We start from the raw sequence: 19,211 nt of genomic DNA, 5'->3' as shown, positions 1-19,211 counted from the left end.
GCGTTGCGGCTGCTACGCCAGATGCCACTAATACAACTTTAGGTAAAATACGATTGTCAGGTGATTTAGCTGGAACGGCGGATGCTCCCACTGTTCCAGCTTTATCCCTAAAGGCTGATACAAGTTCGGTCAATACTGCTTTAGCTTTAAAAGCCAACTCCACAGATGTTACCAATGCATTAGCCGCAAAAGCCGATACAAGTACAGTCAATTCTGCTTTGACATTGAAAGCAAATGCCACAGATGTTAGTAACTCTCTTGCTGTAAAAGCCGATACAAGTTCGGTCAATACCGCCCTTGCCTTAAAAGCAAATGCCACAGATGTAACAATTTCATTAGCCGCCAAGGCTGATACAAGTTCGGTCAATACTGCGTTAGCTCTAAAAGCCAATTCCACAGATATTACCAATGTATTAGCTGCAAAAGCCGACACAAGTTCGGTCAATACCGCACTTGCATTGAAAGCAAATACCTCAGATGTTACAATTTCATTAGCCGCAAAAGCCGATACAAGTTCGGTCAATACTGCCTTAGCTTTAAAAGCAAATACCTCAGATGTTAGTAATTCACTTGCTACAAAAGCCGACACAAGTTCGGTCAATACCGCACTTGCATTGAAAGCAAATTCCTCAGATGTTACAATTTCATTAGCCGCCAAGGCTGATACAAGTTCGGTCAATACTGCCTTAGCTCTAAAAGCCAATTCCACAGATGTAACAATTTCATTAGCCGCAAAAGCCGACACAAGTTCGATCAATACGGCTTTAGCTTTAAAAGCAAATTCCTCAGATGTTACAATTTCATTAGCCGCAAAAGCCGATACAAGTTCGGTCAATACCGCTTTGGCCTTAAAAGCAAATGCCACAGATGTTAGTAATTCGCTTGCTGCAAAAGCCGATACAAGTTCCGTCATTACGGCTCTAGCATTGAAAGCAAATACCTCAGATGTTACAATTTCATTAGCCGCAAAAGCCGATACAAGTTCGGTCAATACAGCCATAGCTCTAAAAGCAAATACCTCTGATGTTAGTATTTCGCTAGCCGCAAAAGCCGATACAAGTTCGGTTAATACGGCTTTGGCTTTAAAAGCCAATGCCACGGATCTAACAAATTATGTAACTACCAATACTGCACAAACAATAACAAGTGCAAAAACATTTTCAGATACAACAACATTTTCAAAAGATGCTTTAATAAATGGAATTACGGTCGGTAAAGGTGGTGGAAATGGAAGCACCAACACAGCAATCGGATTTAAAGCACTGTTTTCTAATCAAACAGGTAGCATGAACACAGCCATTGGCAATAATGCTGGCAGTTCCTTTATTGGTTATGATGAAGATGGCAATGACTTTGATGCAAATAACACCACAAGTGATTTTTCAGTATACCTTGGATCAAATACTAAAGCATCAGCAGACGATGCTCAAAATGAGGTAGTAATAGGATATAATGCAATTGGTGCTGGTAGCAATACCATTCAACTAGGAAACACTGCTATCACTGATGTAAAGACTAGCGGTAATTTGACGGTAAATGAAATTACGGTAGGTAGAGGTGGTGGAAATCGTTATTTTAATACAGCATTGGGCAATAGCGCTCTTTTGAGTAACACAACAGGTGATTATAACACAGCAAGCGGACATAGTAGTCTTGCTAGTAACACAACAGGTGGAAATAACACAGCAATTGGATATTATGCACTTGCTTACAATATAGAAGGTAGAAACAATATAGCAATCGGTTTAAGTGCTCTTCAAAGTAATACAGAGGGTTCGGGCAACACAGCAATTGGTAACTACACTAATGTCAGATTTGATAGTTTAACCAATGCGACAGCAATAGGCTATGGCGCGGTTGTAAATGCTGACCACACCATTCAATTGGGAGCAGATGGTACAACTAGTGATGTAAATGGTTATATACCTGCTGTCACTGATGTAAAAACCAGTGGTACCCTCACTGCAGGAACTGTGACCTATCCAAATACCCACAATAGCACAAGCGGCCAAGTTTTAACGATTGATAACGCGGGGCTAGCAACATGGGCAGCTGCAGCCGGAGGGGTGCCTTATTCTGGCGCTACCCAAGCCGTTAACCTAGGTGGCTATGATTTGACGGTAAATGGAATTACGGTCGGTAGAGGTGGTGGATCAGATACAATCAATACTGTAATTGGTAAAAACGCCCTAGTTAACAACACGACGGGAAGTGGCAACACAGCAAATGGCTGGAGTGCTCTTTCAAATAACACAGACGGAAATGGTAATACAGCCATTGGCGGTGCTGCTCTTTATTCTAACACAACAGGTAATTATAACATAGCAATTGGCGCTGAAGCTCTTTCATTAAACACTACAGGTTCATCTAACACAGCTATCGGAGGTGGAGCCCTTATTACTAACAACACAGGCGAATTTAACACTGCAATCGGATATGGTGCAAATGTCGAATATGATAGTTTAACCAATGCAACAGCCATTGGCTATAACGCAGTTGCAGGAGCAAGCAACACCATTCAATTAGGTAATGCGGATGTAACCAATGTAAAAACCAACGGTAGCATTACTGCTGACGGGAAAATAATCGCAGGCGCCTCCTCTGCTGCTAGTTCCTCAGCAGTATTAGAGGCAAATTCAACCACACAAGGTTTTTTACCTCCTCGTTTAACAACCACACAAAGAAATGCAATTACTACTCCCGCTGAAGGTTTAACCATTTGGAATACTATAAATAAGCAATTAGAAGTTTATGATGGTTCCCATTGGGTAAATATGAATGGTCAATTAGTTTCTACTTTAAATGTGGGAGATAGTTACGGAGGAGGAAAGGTGGCTTATATTTTTCAACTTGGGGATATTGGATATGTTGCGGGACAAACCCATGGCTTAATTGCAGCTGTTGTTGATCAAACTACTGATGCGGGAATTAAATGGTTCCCTAGCATTTTCTATGATGTAACCCAAACCCTTTTAGGAAAAGGCTTGGCCAATACTTTTTCAATAATTGCAGCTTCAGGTGGCGCATCTTTGACAAACTATGCTGCGGGACTTGCTAACAGTTACAGGGGTGGGGATTTTTCTGATTGGTATTTACCGAGCAAAGAAGAATTAAATATTTTGTTCCAAAATAAAGACCTAATTGGAAATTTTGCGACTTCTGGGCTTGCAGCATATTGGAGTTCTTCTCAAAAGGGGACTTTTAATTACAAAGATTTTATTGAATTTGCTAAAGGAATCTCAAATGCATGGGTACAGTTATTTTTTAGTTCTGGTAGTGATTTGGCAGGCTTACAGAAGGAACTTGGTATTTCTAACGCAAGACGTGTCCGGGCAGTTAGGACCTTTTAAATCTTCCATTTCCAAAGCTAGTCGAATTTAAAGCGCTAAATGGTCAAATTAACTATACCTAAAGAACGACCTTGTAGGCTATGTTTTTTATGTAACACATCGGTAAACACGGGATTGTAGCTGAAACGCAAGTTCATAGTACATCGGCTACATGGTTTGATGCGCAAGATATCATAAGTACATCATTAACTCATAGTGCTACTGGCCAATATTTTGGTAGTGGTCATGCATTACAAATACCAAGGGTGCAGTATTCAATGTTTGCGCCATAAGGGCTTTTTAACCTTTAACATACAAATTTACCCATTCTCTATTTTCTCGGAACAAAAAACCTTAGCGCTAATTCATGTGTAGGGTTACTTACTTTGCTGATAACACTGGTCGGCATTTCATACACGTAACCTATGTAAATTCTTTTGGTGGCTTGAACACCTAAGCGAAGGCCCCAACTATCTTGATATCGGTAGTTTAATCCAACATCTAAATTTCCTTTTATATTTAAGAGCAAGTTAGCATCCCAACTTAAAGGAACGCTAGAGGCTATACGTGCTAAAAAACTAGGGTATAATGTTAATTTCTCATTCAGCGAAATTTTATTCCCAATCATCGTATACACATAGGCCACATCTTTGTATCCTCCCGATTGATCTCCAAAATTATATTTGATGATTCTTGGCATGGATAAACTAGCAAAAAAACCGTTCTTTTTGGCAATTTTTACACCCCAACCAACATTCAATTTTAACCCTGTGCTTTGTTCCCCTAAAAATAAATCATCTGAATCATGAACCAAACGAATGCCACTGAAATCCAAACTCACATTCGCCAAGCCCAAACGTATCCCTCCTGATAAATTCCAATTCTCGCCCAATCGTGCATGATAGGCATAATCTCCCGATAACAAAGCAATCTTCACGGGACCAGCCTGATCAAACATGGCATTAAATCCCAATCCACTTTGTTGATGCCATTTGAAATTACCATTCAAAAAATACGTCTTCGGCATTCCCTCGATATTCGTCCACTGCTGGCGATTCATGATGATAATCTCACTGGAGTCGGTACTGCCCGCATGAGTAGGAGAAATGACCTGTGGATTAAAGCGATACATGTTGTACATCGGTTCAATTTGAGCTTCTGCCAATGGACCGATTAATAGGCCTAAAAGCAAAGTCCATAGAAAAGCCTTGCTTCTCTTTTTTGTATATGTCGAACTATTATTGATATGATTCATCTTCTTCTGCTTGTTTAAAAATCGATTCCTTATTTTCCTTTGCGGTTAATGTACACATAGGTTGCGACTGTTGGATATTTACCAAAAAAGTCAAGCACATAGTAATACGTTCCATCTGGCAATAAGTTATCCCCAGCTAATAAACTCGTTCCTCGGTCGGTCTGACCACCCCAATCATTTTTATAATTGGTCGTTTGATAAACAATATTCCCTGCTCGATTGAATATCGTCAACTCATTCGGTTGATTGGGCAAAATACCAGGAATGATCAATACGTCATTTTTCCCATCTCCATTGGGCGATATGCCATTGGGTGTAAATGTGGGACAAAGATCTGCATCAATCCGATTGTCGACACCATCTTTATCACAATCCGCTTGCGCACCAAAGCCAATGTTATTTTCCAATTTGTCGATGATTCCATCGTTATCCGAGTCGATATCTTGGTAATCTGGCTTCCCATCTTTATCCGTATCTACCGGATTATTGGGAACATTGCCCGCCTCCTCTTTATCGGAATATCCGTCGTTATCAGAATCCAAATCTTTGTTATCTACCGTTCCATCTCCGTCGGTGTCTACCGGTTTGCTTGGAATTGCACCTGCCTCCACTTTATCCGATATGCCATCATTATCGGAGTCTGTGTCCAAATAATCGGGTTTACCGTCTGCATCTGTATCGATTGGATTAATGACATTGACTGCTTCTAAACTATCTGGAATTCCATCGTTATCGGAGTCTGAATCTTGATAATCGGCCTTGCCATCCGCATCCGTATCTGCCGGCTTATTGGGATCCTTACCCACTTCCATCTTATCGGAAATACCATCGTCGTCGGAATCTAAATCCCTAAAATCTGAAAGTCCATCTTTATCGGTATCAATGGGTATTTGTGGATCCTTTCCTACCTCAATGTTGTCCAGAATTCCATCATTATCGGAGTCGGTATCCATATAATCCGGTTTACTATCTCCGTCTGTATCCACCGGCTTGCTTGGGTCCTTACCAGCCTCCACACTATCCGATATTCCATCATTGTCCGAATCCGTATCCAAATAATCAGGTAACCCATCCGCATCCGTATCGATTGGCTTATTGGGGTCTTTCCCTACTTCGATAATATCCTGAATGCCATCATTGTCGGAATCTACATCTTGATAATCAGGCAAACCATCCAGATCCGAATCCATGGGTTTACTTGGATCTTTTCCGGCTTCTAATTTATCTGAAATACCATCATTATCCGAGTCCAAATCTCTATTATCCGAAATGCCATCTTTGTCCGTATCAACTGGATTCTTTGGATCATTTCCGGCCTCTAATTGATCCATGATTCCATCATTGTCGGAATCTAAATCTATGTAATCCGCTAGACCATCCTTGTCGGTGTCCATCGGTTTGCTTGGGTCTTTACCTGCTTCTAAAAGGTCAGGCATTCCATCGTTATCTGAATCAATATCCAAGTAATCCGCTTGGCCATCATTATCTGTATCGACCGGATTACCAAGATCTTTCCCAGCCTCTATGCTGTCTAAGATTCCATCATTATCTGAGTCGATATCCAAATAATCTGCTTGTCCGTCGTTGTCAGAATCAACCGGTTTACCAAAATCTTTACCCGCTTCAATGTTGTCTAAAATTCCATCATTATCTGAGTCGGTATCCAAGTAATCCATTTGACCATCATTATCTGTATCCACCGGTTTACCAAAATCTTTGCCAGCTTCTAAACTATCTAAGATTCCATCATTATCTGAGTCGGTATCTAAATAATCTGCTTGTCCGTCTTTATCGGTATCGACGGGCTGATTGACGTCTTTTCCTGCCTCGATACGATCTAAGATACCGTCATTGTCGGAGTCGATATCTAAGAAATCAGGTAAACTATCTCCATCTGAATTGATGGGTTTAGCAGGTTCTTGGCCAGCCTCTAATTGATCCGTAAATCCATCGTTATCCGAATCCACATCTCTAAAATCGGATAAACCATCCCCATCCGAATCCACCGGTTTAGTTGGATCAACACCTGCCTCTAATTGGTCAGGAATGCCGTCATTATCGGAATCCAAATCCACATAATCTGCTTGACCATCTTTATCCGTATCCTCTGCATTTCCATTGGAACGATCATCTAATCCATCCAATGCCTCATCCATAAATGCACAACTTTCACAAATAACAACACCCTCCATTCGGTCAGGAATACCATCTCCATCGCTATCCAAATCTAAGTAATTGCCAACTCCATCTCCATCTGAATCCACAACATTCTCTTTATTGTCTGGGATCAAATCCCCATCGCTGTCCAAATCCCGGTAATTAGGCAAATTATCTTTGTCCCAATCAGCTGTTAATTCGATTGAATCAAGAATTCCATCCCCATCACTATCTATATCTAAAAAGTCTGGAGTGCCATCAGCATCTGTATCAAGAGGTTGACTAAGATCCTTGCCTGCTTCCACGCCATCTAGAATACCATCATTATCTGAATCTGTATCCACGTAATCTGATTTTCCGTCAACATCCGAATCAATAGGTTTATTAGGTACAAGACCCGCTTCCATGCTATCCGAAAATCCATCATTGTCGGAGTCTAAATCCCTAAAGTCAGGTATTCCATCTCCGTCCGTATCCAAAGGTTTATTCGGATTTGATCCTACTTCTAGATTATCTGGAATTCCATCATTATCGGAATCGATATCCAAATAATCAGGTTTCCCATCTTTGTCTGCGTCAACTGTTATACCATTTGAACGATCATCTAAACCATCTGGAAAGAGGTCTTTCGCTTCACAACTTTCGCAAATACTTACACCTTCCAATCGGTCAGGTATCCCATCTCCATCACTATCCAAATCCAAGTAATTGCCGATACCATCTCCATCAAAATCTGCCATTGTTTCTTTGCTATCTGGAATTAAATCGCCGTCACTATCTAGATCTCGGTAATTGGGACGATTATCATTATCCATATCAGAGGTTTGTTCTATCTCATCCGGTATGCCATCTTCATCATCATCTCTATCCAAAAAGTCTTGAAAGCCGTCCTTGTCCGTATCCTGAATAGTCCTAGGTTTACCGCCCATGCTTAGTTCTAAAAAGTCGGCCAAACCATTCATATTGGCATCAGGGAAACTTCCATCTGCTTTTTTCACTGTTCCTGTGTACCCAAAATCATCATGAAAGAAATAGATTTCTGTTGCTTCCCAAGCATCCATGATTCGATCGTCATCGCTATCCAAATCTAGATAATTAGGTATTCCATCTCCATCAAAATCTACAGTACCTTCAAGTCTATCTAAAATACCATCATTGTCGGAATCCAGATCTAAGTAGTCCGCATCGCCGTCTTTATCCGAATCTCTATTTTGCTCTAACCTATCTTGAATACCATCATTATCGGAATCCAAATCCAAATTATTGGGAATTCCATCCTGGTCAAAGTCTTGGCAAATCAGGTCAGCCCCAAAACATTCCATGAAGTTTTCTATTCCGTCGCCGTCACTATCGGTTTCATCCAAAATGGTTAAATTTATATCGCTGTTGGAAGCTAAAGTTGCCCCAATAGCGCTTGGCGTCAAAATGATAGACTCCATTGGTTCTACTAATCGATCCGTGAGAGCCGAAACAGAAAAAGATCCAATAGTTTCTCCCGCAGGAATGATGATTTGAGGGCCCGTTACTATTTTTTGGATTCTATGATTACCATAGTCAGATAAGTATAGATTCCCATTATCATCTCTTACTACACCAAAAATTTGATCAAATTGATTCGAAGCCGGTCCAGAACCATTGTTGCCGAAAACAACTTCTCCTTTAAACGCTCCTGGCGCCCATTTTACAACGGCATTATTAAAAATATCTGTATAGATTATATTTCCTTCATCATCTATGATAACATCGGTGGGTGCAATTTGATTATCATCCAATCCTATATCATTACCACCCGCTACGGTTATACCCTCCGTCGCATCAGATGCCCATTTTTGAATCCGTAAATTATACAAATCAGCTACATAAATATTGTCCTCTTTGTCAATAAAGAATCCAAATGATAAACCTATTTGATTGGAACCAGAGCCATTGCCATAAGCACCAATAACTATTTGTGGTGCAGATACGCCAGGTGTAAACTTTAAAATGCTAGCGTTAAATATATCGAGTACATAAATATTCCCAAATGAATCCAATTGGATATCTATTGGAAAATCAACCTCTGCTACCGTTTCCCCATAATTTGCCCCAGGTACCCATTTTTGAATACGGCTATTACCAGTATCCGCGATATACAAATTGCCTGATGCATCAATAGCTACTGCATAAGGACTGTCCAATTGGTTCGCTCCATTTCCTTGTCCGTTACCACCAGCTACAGTGATGCCCTCCGTTGCGCTAGGCGCCCATTTTTGAATGCGGTTATTTTCTGAGTCGGCCACATACATATTCCCTACGTTATCTAAGCACATTTTACCCGTAAATGCAATTTGGTTGGAAGCAGGACCATATCCATTACCCCCCGCTACTGTGATGGCATTTTCCTGATAGCCCATTCGGCTATACAAATGATCTTGATTAATCTTGGCGGTACCAGATGGAATAAAATTAATGATGGTTTGGGTGTCAGTTGCCTCTTGAAGGGTTGCAGTAATGTTAGCAAATTGTCCTTCAATGATTGTCGATTGGTCTTGCGTGAGGCTAATTTCAGGAGCAAGCCTGCTGAATCTTCTTCCAGAAATTAAACGATTTGACAACTTGGGCTTACTACTCAACTTGGACTTAGGGCTAACTAACTCCATTCGGATTTTGCGAGTTAAAGAATCCAGCTTTGATTTGACAGACTGTCCAGATGATTGATGAAAGCAGCTTAAACTTATGAAAAGACAAATAATGCCCTTTGCCGTAAAACGCTTAAATTGATTTGTCCAAAGCGGCTTAGGCACACCGTGGGTTTCAGTACTTGAAAAAGCAAACATGAAGATAAATTTTAGAACCGTTTAATCAATTAATAAGTAAAAACTATATACGTAAAGCGAACGCAAAACTATATACGTAAAACAATAATCAACAATATTCATGCAAGATACGGATTCTTAATTTAAATAAGTCTTCATAATTTGGAGACTTACCTTTTTAAGATGTTCTAAATTTTGTTGAATTTGCTCATCTATCGCACAATCTGGAAAAGGCGCCTTCTCCAGCCAAATCTGAATCACCCCTTTTTTATCCACCTTCGCGAATACAAAAACTACCTTAGCGGAAGCTAAACGGCAAATTTTCATGCTATTGGGAGATAAATCATCTAGTTGATCTCTATCTATCATGGCAAAAACGGAGGACCCTTTTGAAAGTATCGATTTAGTTTTTAAAAGTACATAAGGGTCTCTTTTAATAACTGGAAAATTATCCTTTAATCCCAATAACGTAATCGTCAAATCTTGATTGGGAAATGCCGCAATAGCTACTTCAATGGGGTAATTATTTTCCATTAATGCCTTAATCCCCAATTCCATGATGGGCAAATGGGTGGTACAATATAAGGTAGCATGATCTACCCGCACCTGGTTGGAATTAAATTCATATGGCATATAAAATGGCCTTTGGGATCTTTTCAACAGGACAAGCATTCTTAAAAACAGCTTTAAACGTATCTGCTCAAAATTCCCTGATTCATTCCTAAACAAGAATTTCAAATATTTGGAGAATTGATAGGTCCTAAAGGTTAGATGGTACCAAACAGTTGATGGAGTCAATAAAACAAATAACGCACACAAGCGTTGCACATTTAGGTTGAAAATGCCTTTGTGATCATCCGTTATTTGATAAATGTTTTTTACTAGGGCAAATTTTGAAAACATCATTTTACAAAATATAATTTAGAACAAAAGTTTACCTTCCTGATACAAAAAAATCAAATCGACTAATTGGGAATAAACACAAATTCCAATATCTCCTTGGCCACTTCTTCTTTCGATTGCAATGGTACCCTTTTTTTGTCCCCTTCTACGGAAAAAATAGTTACTTGATTGGTTGCTAATCCAAATCCGGCACCGGAATCATTCAAGGAATTCAACACGATAAAATCCGTGTTTTTTTCTTGCATTTTTTTCCTGGCATTGGCCTCTTCATTTTCCGTTTCAAGAGCAAAGCCAACAATGATTTGTCCAGGCCTTTTGGCCGAACCTAAGGCAGCTAAAATATCCGTGGTTTTCTCTAAAACTAAATGAGAACTCGAGTCTGATTTTTTAATCTTTTCAGGAGAAATGGAAGAAGGACGATAGTCCGCCACGGCAGCCGACATGATTATCAAATCTGCATCAGCTTGTTGGGCCAAACATTCCGATTCCATTTCAGCGGCCGATTGCACCGAAATTAATTGGATTCCTTGCATTGTTTTCTGAACCTGTAGTGGTCCGGCGATTAATATCACTTCAGCCCCTTGCAGATAACATTCTTCTGCCAAACTCATTCCCATTTTACCCGTGGAAAAATTAGAAATATAGCGTACTGGATCGAGTAATTCTTGGGTAGGTCCGGCCGTAATTAATACCCGTTTCCCCGCATATTTTTTTCCTCTAAACGTATTTTCAATTAAGAATTGCATGATTTCTTCTGGCTCCATCATTCGCCCTTGACCTACTAAACCACTGGCCAATTCCCCTGAATTAACTTGAAGGACGGTATTTCCAAAGGACCTTAATTTGTCTAAAGAATGCTGAGTAGCAGGATGTAAAAACATATCCTCATCCATCGCTGGCGCTACGATAACAGGACAACGAGCCGATAAATAAGTAGCCAAAAGCACATTATCACAAAGTCCATTGGCCATTTTCCCCAAGGTGTTACACGTAGCAGGTGCTACGATAAAAACATCTCCCCACAATCCCAATTCCACATGATTGTTCCAAACTGCTCCTTCATGAAATTCTATCCAAACAGGATGATGAGAGAACGTCGATAAAACTAAAGGCGAAACAAACTCTTTTGCCGCATTTGTCATGACAATTCGCACCTCCGCGCCTGCTTTTGTTAACAAGCGGACAAGCTGGATGGACTTATACGCTGCTATGCTAGCCGTAATTCCCAGAATAATTCTTTTCCCTTTAAGCGGCATGGATTTCATAATTTGGGCAAAATTATGGTAATTTTGAACATTAACATAATGAATTGAAACAATTTCAAAAGACGAGTGAATTACAAAGCTATTTAAAATCAAGCGGTAAAACCATTGGATTTGTCCCAACCATGGGAGCTTTGCACGAGGGTCATCTGGCCTTGATTCAAGCTTCAAAAGCAGTTTGTGATATAACTGTATGCAGCATTTTCGTAAATCCTACCCAGTTTAACGATCCAAGTGATTTCGAAAAATACCCTGTAACTTTGCATGAAGACTTAGAAAAATTGGAAAAGGAAGGCTGTGATGTGGTCTTTTATCCATCTGTTTCGGAAATGTATCCTAATGGATTTGAGAATTTGCCACATTATGAAATCGGTTTTCTAGAATCGATTTTAGAAGGAAAATATCGGCCAGGACATTTTCAAGGAGTTTGTGTGGTAGTGGATTTATTGCTTCAAGCCGTACAACCCCACCAACTTTTTATGGGGGAAAAAGATTACCAGCAAATCGCTGTCGTGCGCAAAATGCTGGAAATCACAAAGTCAAGTGTACAATTAATTCCTTGTCCTACCGTAAGGTCTACGACAGGTTTGGCCTTAAGTAGCCGAAATGCCCGATTATCAGAAATACAAAAAGAGCAAGCCCTCTCTATTTATAAAGGATTTGAATTATCCAATTTAGAAGAATTCAAACAAAATCTCCTTCAAAACGGTTTTGAATCCATTGATTATATCGCCTGTGCGGATCCTTTGACCTTGGAAGAGAAGGGAATGGGAGAAAAACCTTACCTTATTTTAGTGGCTGCTTTTTTGGGAGGTGTTCGATTAATAGATAATAAATTATTTTCATGAGCTATTTAAAAGAAGTAAAAAGAGTAACAACGAGTCGCATTCAATCCATGAAATCGCAAGGGGAAAAAATAGCCGTATTAACCTGTTATGATTTTACCATGTCTAAACTGTTAGATGCTGCTGGAATTGATATTCTTTTGGTTGGCGATAGTGCAAGCAACGTAATGGCAGGCCACGAAACCACCTTGCCGATTACCCTAGATCAAATGATTTACCACGCACAATGTGTGAGTAGGGGTGCCCAAAGAGCCATGGTATTGGTTGATTTACCTTTTGGTTCCTACCAATCAGATAGTTCATTGGCACTCGGTTCCGCAGTCCGTGTCATGAAAGAAAGCGGCGCGCATGCCGTGAAATTAGAGGGGGGAGAAGAGGTCTTGGAATCGATTATCAAAATTACCAAAGCCGGAATTCCAGTCATGGGACATTTGGGTTTGACGCCTCAAAGCATCCATCAATTTGGTTCTTATGGCCTTCAAGGCAAAAGCGATGAAGCTGCTGAAAAAATAATCAAGGAAGCAGTAATGTTGCAAGAAGCCGGTTGTTTTGCACTTGTATTGGAAAAAATTCCCGCAAATTTAGCCCGCCAAGTAAGTCAAACATTGCACATTCCAACCATTGGTATTGGAGCAGGGGTTGACTGCGATGGGCAAGTATTAGTGATGCACGACATGCTAGGAATGAACGAAGATTTTAATCCGAAGTTTGTACGCAAATTTGCACATGTAGGAAACGAAATTACACGCGCAACAAGCTCCTTCGTGGAAGAAGTGAAGTCGGGTAATTTTCCTTCCACGGAAGAATCGTATTAAACCAAAACGTTTTTTCCGTTAGGGAAAATAACCGTTGGAACAAAGGTTTTGGCCTCTTCAAAATCCATTAAAGCGTAAGAAATGATGATGACGATATCACCCACTACCCCTTTTCTGGCAGCAGGACCATTCAAACAAATGACTCCTGAGCCACGTTTTCCTTTGATTAAATAGGTTTCAATGCGTTCCCCATTGTTCACATTCACCACTTGGATTTTTTCATGCTCAATCAGATTGGCGGCATCCATTAAATCCTCGTCCATGGTTAAACTTCCAACGTAATCAACATTGGCTTCGGTGATGGTGGCGCGGTGTACTTTGGATTTTAAAATTTGAATTTGGTACATTGTTTATGGCGGATTGATATATTTTTACAAAATTAGCCAATTATTAACAGCTACACATGATACTTTGCTTTGATTTTGGAAATACTCGTTTAAAATTTGCCATTTTTGATGGGAAAGATTGGGTAAAATCAGGATTTATAACTGATTTGACATTTGAAAGTATCCTAAATATTGAAAATCCAAAACTGATAAAACAGTTGGTCATTTGTAGCGTCATTGCCATTCCAACTGAATTATTAGCGCATTTAGAGCAACATTATACCGTTAGGTTTATTCGTAAGGAAGATTCACACCTCCGTTTTACCCATTACGACCCAACAACCTTAGGATTAGATAGAATTATTTTAGCCGAAGCCTGCCTTCATCAATTTCCCAAGCAAAATTGTCTATGTATTTGTTTAGGTACGTGCATTACTTATAATTTGATCCAATCCTCCGGAGAATTTGTTGGCGGAGCAATTAGTCCTGGATTATCCTTACGGGCAAAATCAATGGCCCAATTTACCGACCAATTACCCCTCATAACTCCTAACCCTCCATTCAATGTTTGGGGAAAAGACACTCCAACCAACTTACAAGCAGGCGTAATGGCCGGCACGCTTTTTGAAATAAAGGGTTTTGTGGAAGAAGCCAAAATCCATTATCCGGATCTTCAAGTGATTTTAACCGGAGGGGATGCAGCCTTTTTTGCTGACTATTATCCCATAGATGAGAATCTAGCTTGGAAAGGATATATATCCATGCTTGAATGCTAAGAAAAAAAAGGGCACTATTCGAGAAAATTTAAAAGTAAACTCTCCCATTCCTCTTCCAAACTGACATTCGGTCGAGTTTTTTTGGCTTTTGAATACCAATAATCCGCATTCCAAATGTCGCCCTCTTTGCGGTGTAAATAGGCATGCACCCATGCTGCATCAGTACCCGATAATTGGTCCACAAAATCATGCGCCTTATTCCAATCGCCCTTGGCATCGTACCAAAGGCTTTTTAAAATCAAAGAATAACTCTTGTCAGGTTCCGATAATGCGAGTGATTCTTTAAAGGAAATCAGTGTAATCATGGTCATCTATTAATTATCCTATCGCTGTAAAAAATTCGGCCAATTTGCGTTCATCCAATTGGCCATTTGTCCGAACCCCACTGCACAAATCAATCCCAAACGGCTGAACAAATTCAATCGCTTCTCGGACATTATCTTTGTTTAATCCACCGGCCAAAAACAATGGAATTTGGATACTTTCACGAATTTTTTTGCTCAATTCCCAATTGTGCGTTCGTCCTGTTCCACCCAATTCTTTGGTCGCTAAATTCGGATTTCCACTATCCAACAAAATAGCATCCACCAACTCGGAGATTTCAATCGCTTCTTCAATAGAATGTTCGTCGATAACATGAATCACTTGTACCAATTTGACACTTGGAAGCACTTCCCTGATGGCCTGATATTGCCTCTCATGCAATGCGTCGACCAATTGAATCGTGGAGGTATGAACCTTTTGATAATGATCGATAATTGCTTCTGGACTGGTCTCACTCGTCAATAAAAATGTGGAAATGGGAGGCGGAACAGATTTTGATATGGAATGAATCAAGGCATCGTCAATAATTCCCGGACCACTGGGCATTTTTCCAACTAATCCAAGCGCTGAAGCGCCATATTGTACCGCTAATCTTGCCTCTTCAATACTACTAATACAACAAATTTTTACTCTTACGGTGGATGTGTTCATTCTTTGTAAAAAATATTTTAAATTCTGATTGATTCCCCCTTGTAATCCAACCAAAAATGGCAGTAGATCCTGCTGCCATTCTCTATTCTAAAATGGTTGATTTTGGAAAGGATAAAATTAACTATTTAAAATAAAAGAGTGATAAATATCAGGACATAGCTTTCAAATAATTTAACGTTTTGGTTGGCAAATTTATAACTCAAATTAATTTGAAAGCATCCACATCCAAATACATAATTCCCCAAAGATGTCCATCCAAATCTTCGATACTTCTCAAGTACATAAAACTTTCTGTCAGCTTAGGAACCGGTTCTGTTCCTCCTGCTTTTAGTCCATTTTCCATCATTTCATTTACTTTTCCTACATTTTCAACGGGCAAAGTATGTGAAGGAGAATGATATTTTTTAGTATCAAGCAATGGTTTTTTTATATAAGAACTAAAAAATTGCTTGGATTGTAGCATTACAAAAATAGCCTCCGACCATACCAAACATTTTTGCTCTTTGTCTGTAAATAATGGATTTATTGTAAAGCCCAAGGCAAGATAAAATTGCATGGATTTTTCTAAATCGTTGACAGGCAGGTTAATAAAAATTTGTTTCATAAACATTATTTATTCTTGATCGGTATCCAAATATCTTCTTCTGAGGTTGGGTCATTCTTTTTGTATTTATCCCCTAATACCTCAAAATGAGGTCGGTCATCTAAATCAAATTCAGAATTGGGTAACCAGACCGTAAAAATTTCTTGGTAAAAAGCAGAAATGCCGCTAGCTGACCCCGTGTAATGAAAAACGGCATACAATCCACTCGACAAAACAAAGGTTTCCAATCCCTCTGGCACTTGATCAAAATTGGCTACTTCCACAGTTGCCCATCGATCAAATACATGGGTGGGTTGAAAATCCAAAAAATGATTGGGAGAATATACCACCATTGAAATCAAGTCGCTGGACATCAAATGATTAATTTCCTTCTTTTTCGGCATAAAACTTGCCCATAATTCTCCAATGCGGTAATCGGCAAAACTCATGGATAGGCATTTGCCGACTAATTTCTTTTCTTTTAGGATTTCAATTCTTGGGTTCATTTTTCTCTTCTTTGCTATATTCCAAAATATCTGCCGGCTGGCAATCCAACACCTGACAAATCAATTCCAAAGTGCTAAATCGAATTGCCTTTGCTTTACCTGTTTTTAAGATGGAAAGATTGGCCAAGGTTAAGCCAACTTTCTCCGATAGGACATTCAGCGACATTTTACGTTTCGCCATCATGACATCCAAATTGACAATGATAGGCATAATTAAATCGTTAAATCGTTATCAGATTGTATTTCAATCCCCTTTTTGAAAATCAAAGCAAATATGATGAGTATGACACCCATAAATAACCAAACATCAGCGCCTTCGAATTGACTGGATTGTTGAGAAGGAGAGACTAAACCTTCACTTGCTATGTTCAGCCAGTTAGAAAAGTTATTTCCCCAATAAGAAAATAAGCCAATTCCAAAAGCCAAAAAGGAGAAATTCATAATGTACTTTCCCAATGTTTCATTAAAAGGAGCGGATAGATTGAGCTGCTTTTTGTGAAAAAGAAAGACTGTTAAATAGAATAATATCGACTTCAACAAAGAAACGATGATCATCAAAACTACTAAGGTCACAAAATGACTTTGGTCGAATTGATAGAGAGGATCTAAATTCAATCCGCCCCAAAAATGAGCTGCGGCAGCGGGATTCATAAATAGACAAACGAAGGCATTGACAATCTGTCCACCGGAATCGATACATAAGCCTACAAAAATAATCCAGGATATCACATGTAGCACTTTTAACAATAAATCAGATTTGTTTGACAACATAAAGTAGGAAATTATATGACACAAATCTAAAAATATTTATTGATAAACAATAAATATTTTTGCCCCAAATTTTAGCGGCTCTGTGAAAACGAATGGTTTTAAATTATACTAATCAAGCACTTTTCTTAAACGTATTTCCCTTAAATCTAAAATTGCGCCTTCTTTAAAATAATCATTTGATTTAAACTGAATGCGTTCTAGTCCTTTTTTTAGAGGCAATAGACCCATAATCTCTGATTGGTAGTTTTCCCAAGACCCACTTGGCCGTACTTGTTTTTTTAGCTTTCCTTTTGAACTGGATAACAAAAAATACTTACCGGCCTCCTCATCATCTACTGACCATTCCAAAAGCACTTCATAATTTCCGCTTTCAGGAACTTGAACCTCCCAAACCACCTCGTCTTTTGCCGTAAACCATCCAAATGCCCGCCACTCAGGCATATATTGAATTTTTGGACCTTTCGCCTTCCCTTTTTCAGCCGTCAAACGCAATGAACCATCTGCCTCTGCCATAACCCTTCGGGGTCGATTCACGGAATCCACTGGAAATGGGGTTTTCACTAACTCATTTTTCAAATAATTCCCAACCGCTTTTTTAACATCGACTTCAACATTTGCTGTAAATGGTGAAACGGTTTCAACCTCATAACCTCCCAAGGCATATTCTGTGGCGGTGGGAATGTAACCCAGCCAGCCGTTCGTATAACCATAGAAAAAGGTATTTTTGAATGGAGAATTTTTCCGGATTTCATTGGAAATTTCACAAAATAGTTCACCCGGTAGGCTCCAAATGGCCAATGACTGATTGAACTTCAAAAATCTGGCAGGCAGAATTACTACATCTTCTCCCTTTGTATTTTTCTTTTCATATGCCTTCAATTCGGGAATCCATGTTAATGATTTTTTTCGCAACGACTCAATAGGGAGTGAGCCTGAACTAATTCGCATGGATGGCGTGAGTTGGATGATAGACTTATAAACCTCAACTATTTTGTCTCCCAAAGCCCTTTTAAAAACCACCATGGAAGTGTCTTTGGGAACAGATTTACCACCTTGAAGTAAGGTATTGGGGGCTAAATTTCCAGCGGCACCATTGATAAATAAGACGGGGGCTCCCAATTTCTCTTGAACATACCTGGAAATAAGCCCCGGGACATCCCCACTTATATATAAATTGTCTTGCATAAAAAATGTTCCATGTATGGGGAAATTGGCTATAATCGCCAAAGGACTTCCATCCATATTATCTAATCGAATTAAGCCAATTTGATTATCTACTGGCCCTTCTGGATAAAATCCCAAGGCAATTTTACCATTAGCCCTTCTTTCCCGTCGATTAATATTGGCATTAGATTCCCCCATTCCGAATCCAATTTTGACTGGCCTGAGTAGACGCCTCGCTTGGATAATCCCATCGAATAATTTTTGCTTAACCTCTTTTAAATATTCGAAATCAACAGGATGCTGGTAACGATCGCTCATAAAAACAGCTGGTAGGCCAGGCGTACCAAGTTCTGGTGCGGAATGCGTATGTGTCAGGGTCCACCAAAAATTGATGGGATTTATCCCCAATTGTTGATTCACTTCTGAAGCTACTTGGTCATATGTAGCAGGAGAAATGACACATAATTCAGAGGATACAAGTAAAAATTGGGTAAATCCATCATCTAACAAAACAATGCGGTGAAAAATGCGATCGCGTATGCCTATCGATTGTCTAGCTCCATAACCTAAAAGCATTTTGGGACTTTTGGGTGTAATATCAACTGTCACAACAGCGGCCCTAAAATTAGCCTTAAGTCCGAAAGAAATAAAAAAAACCAGAAATAGACAGAATCTTTTCATTTTAGTTTAAATCTAAATCGACAAATTAGTCAATTCAAATATAAAACTAAAATTTTCAAGAAGTATGA

Annotated in this window: 15 protein-coding genes and 1 pseudogene; 4 read left to right on the top strand and 12 right to left on the bottom strand. The window is 39.4% G+C overall.

Annotated features, from left to right (window positions below; all coding sequences use genetic code 11):
* A pseudogene (locus V7S76_RS12050) lies at positions 1-3,350 on the top strand (hypothetical protein); the annotation flags it as partial.
* 310 nt (positions 3,351-3,660) lie between these two features.
* Here the strand turns inward: V7S76_RS12050 and V7S76_RS12045 are convergent.
* The 4 genes from V7S76_RS12045 to coaBC form a co-directional block, all read right to left on the bottom strand.
* Complete coding sequence (locus tag V7S76_RS12045) at positions 3,661-4,584, bottom strand: PorP/SprF family type IX secretion system membrane protein (RefSeq protein WP_459510374.1); 924 nt, start codon at positions 4,582-4,584, stop codon at positions 3,661-3,663.
* A gap of 29 nt (positions 4,585-4,613) precedes the next feature.
* The gene (locus V7S76_RS12040) at positions 4,614-9,557 is read right to left on the bottom strand and encodes a T9SS type B sorting domain-containing protein (RefSeq protein ID WP_459510373.1); all 4,944 of its coding nucleotides are present in this window, start codon (positions 9,555-9,557) and stop codon (positions 4,614-4,616) included.
* A gap of 117 nt (positions 9,558-9,674) precedes the next feature.
* Positions 9,675-10,442, bottom strand: a complete 768-nt coding sequence (locus V7S76_RS12035; RefSeq protein WP_459510372.1) for a hypothetical protein — start codon at positions 10,440-10,442, stop codon at positions 9,675-9,677.
* A 59-nt stretch (positions 10,443-10,501) separates the two neighbouring features.
* A complete protein-coding gene (gene coaBC, locus V7S76_RS12030) occupies positions 10,502-11,704 on the bottom strand; it encodes a bifunctional phosphopantothenoylcysteine decarboxylase/phosphopantothenate--cysteine ligase CoaBC (RefSeq protein WP_459510371.1) in 1,203 nt (400 codons plus the stop codon).
* 44 nt (positions 11,705-11,748) lie between these two features.
* Between coaBC and panC the strand changes: the two genes are divergently transcribed.
* Together panC and panB are read left to right on the top strand one after the other, a co-directional pair.
* Complete coding sequence (panC, locus tag V7S76_RS12025; protein ID WP_459510370.1) at positions 11,749-12,549, top strand: pantoate--beta-alanine ligase; 801 nt, start codon at positions 11,749-11,751, stop codon at positions 12,547-12,549.
* Positions 12,546-13,361, top strand: a complete 816-nt coding sequence (gene panB / locus V7S76_RS12020) for a 3-methyl-2-oxobutanoate hydroxymethyltransferase (protein WP_459510369.1) — start codon at positions 12,546-12,548, stop codon at positions 13,359-13,361. Before panC ends, panB begins: the two co-directional genes overlap by 4 nt.
* Here the strand turns inward: panB and panD are convergent.
* A complete protein-coding gene (gene panD, locus V7S76_RS12015; protein ID WP_459510368.1) occupies positions 13,358-13,708 on the bottom strand; it encodes an aspartate 1-decarboxylase in 351 nt (116 codons plus the stop codon). The genes panB and panD overlap by 4 nt on opposite strands.
* A gap of 56 nt (positions 13,709-13,764) precedes the next feature.
* On the opposite strand from panD, the gene V7S76_RS12010 reads away from it, so the two are divergent.
* Positions 13,765-14,463, top strand: coding sequence for a type III pantothenate kinase (locus tag V7S76_RS12010; protein ID WP_459510367.1), 699 nt, complete (start codon positions 13,765-13,767; stop codon positions 14,461-14,463).
* Between the two features lie 14 nt (positions 14,464-14,477).
* On the opposite strand, the gene V7S76_RS12005 is transcribed toward V7S76_RS12010, so the two are convergent.
* The 7 genes from V7S76_RS12005 to V7S76_RS11975 all read right to left on the bottom strand — a co-directional run bounded on the left by V7S76_RS12005 (position 14,478) and on the right by V7S76_RS11975 (position 19,143).
* The gene (locus tag V7S76_RS12005; protein ID WP_459510366.1) at positions 14,478-14,768 is read right to left on the bottom strand and encodes a hypothetical protein; all 291 of its coding nucleotides are present in this window, start codon (positions 14,766-14,768) and stop codon (positions 14,478-14,480) included.
* 13 nt (positions 14,769-14,781) lie between these two features.
* A complete protein-coding gene (locus V7S76_RS12000) occupies positions 14,782-15,438 on the bottom strand; it encodes a phosphoribosylanthranilate isomerase (RefSeq protein ID WP_459510365.1) in 657 nt (218 codons plus the stop codon).
* A 199-nt stretch (positions 15,439-15,637) separates the two neighbouring features.
* Entirely contained in the window at positions 15,638-16,042 is a 405-nt protein-coding gene (locus V7S76_RS11995; RefSeq protein ID WP_459510364.1) for a VOC family protein, read from the bottom strand.
* A gap of 5 nt (positions 16,043-16,047) precedes the next feature.
* Positions 16,048-16,527, bottom strand: coding sequence for a GyrI-like domain-containing protein (locus tag V7S76_RS11990; protein ID WP_459510363.1), 480 nt, complete (start codon positions 16,525-16,527; stop codon positions 16,048-16,050).
* Positions 16,511-16,738, bottom strand: coding sequence for a helix-turn-helix domain-containing protein (locus V7S76_RS11985; protein WP_459510362.1), 228 nt, complete (start codon positions 16,736-16,738; stop codon positions 16,511-16,513). The genes V7S76_RS11990 and V7S76_RS11985 overlap by 17 nt, the downstream gene beginning before the upstream one ends.
* A gap of 2 nt (positions 16,739-16,740) precedes the next feature.
* On the bottom strand, positions 16,741-17,298 hold the full coding sequence (locus tag V7S76_RS11980; protein WP_459510361.1) for a hypothetical protein: 558 nt from the start codon (positions 17,296-17,298) through the stop codon (positions 16,741-16,743).
* A 108-nt stretch (positions 17,299-17,406) separates the two neighbouring features.
* Positions 17,407-19,143 (bottom strand): neutral/alkaline non-lysosomal ceramidase N-terminal domain-containing protein, encoded by a 1,737-nt coding sequence (locus V7S76_RS11975; RefSeq protein WP_459510360.1) that lies wholly within the window; start codon positions 19,141-19,143, stop codon positions 17,407-17,409.
* Positions 19,144-19,211 lie beyond the last annotated feature (68 nt).

It is taken from the genome of Aquirufa sp. ROCK2-A2 (genome assembly GCF_054558485.1).
Note: the sequence above shows the minus strand (reverse complement) of the source record. Positions and strands in the feature narration are given on the sequence as shown.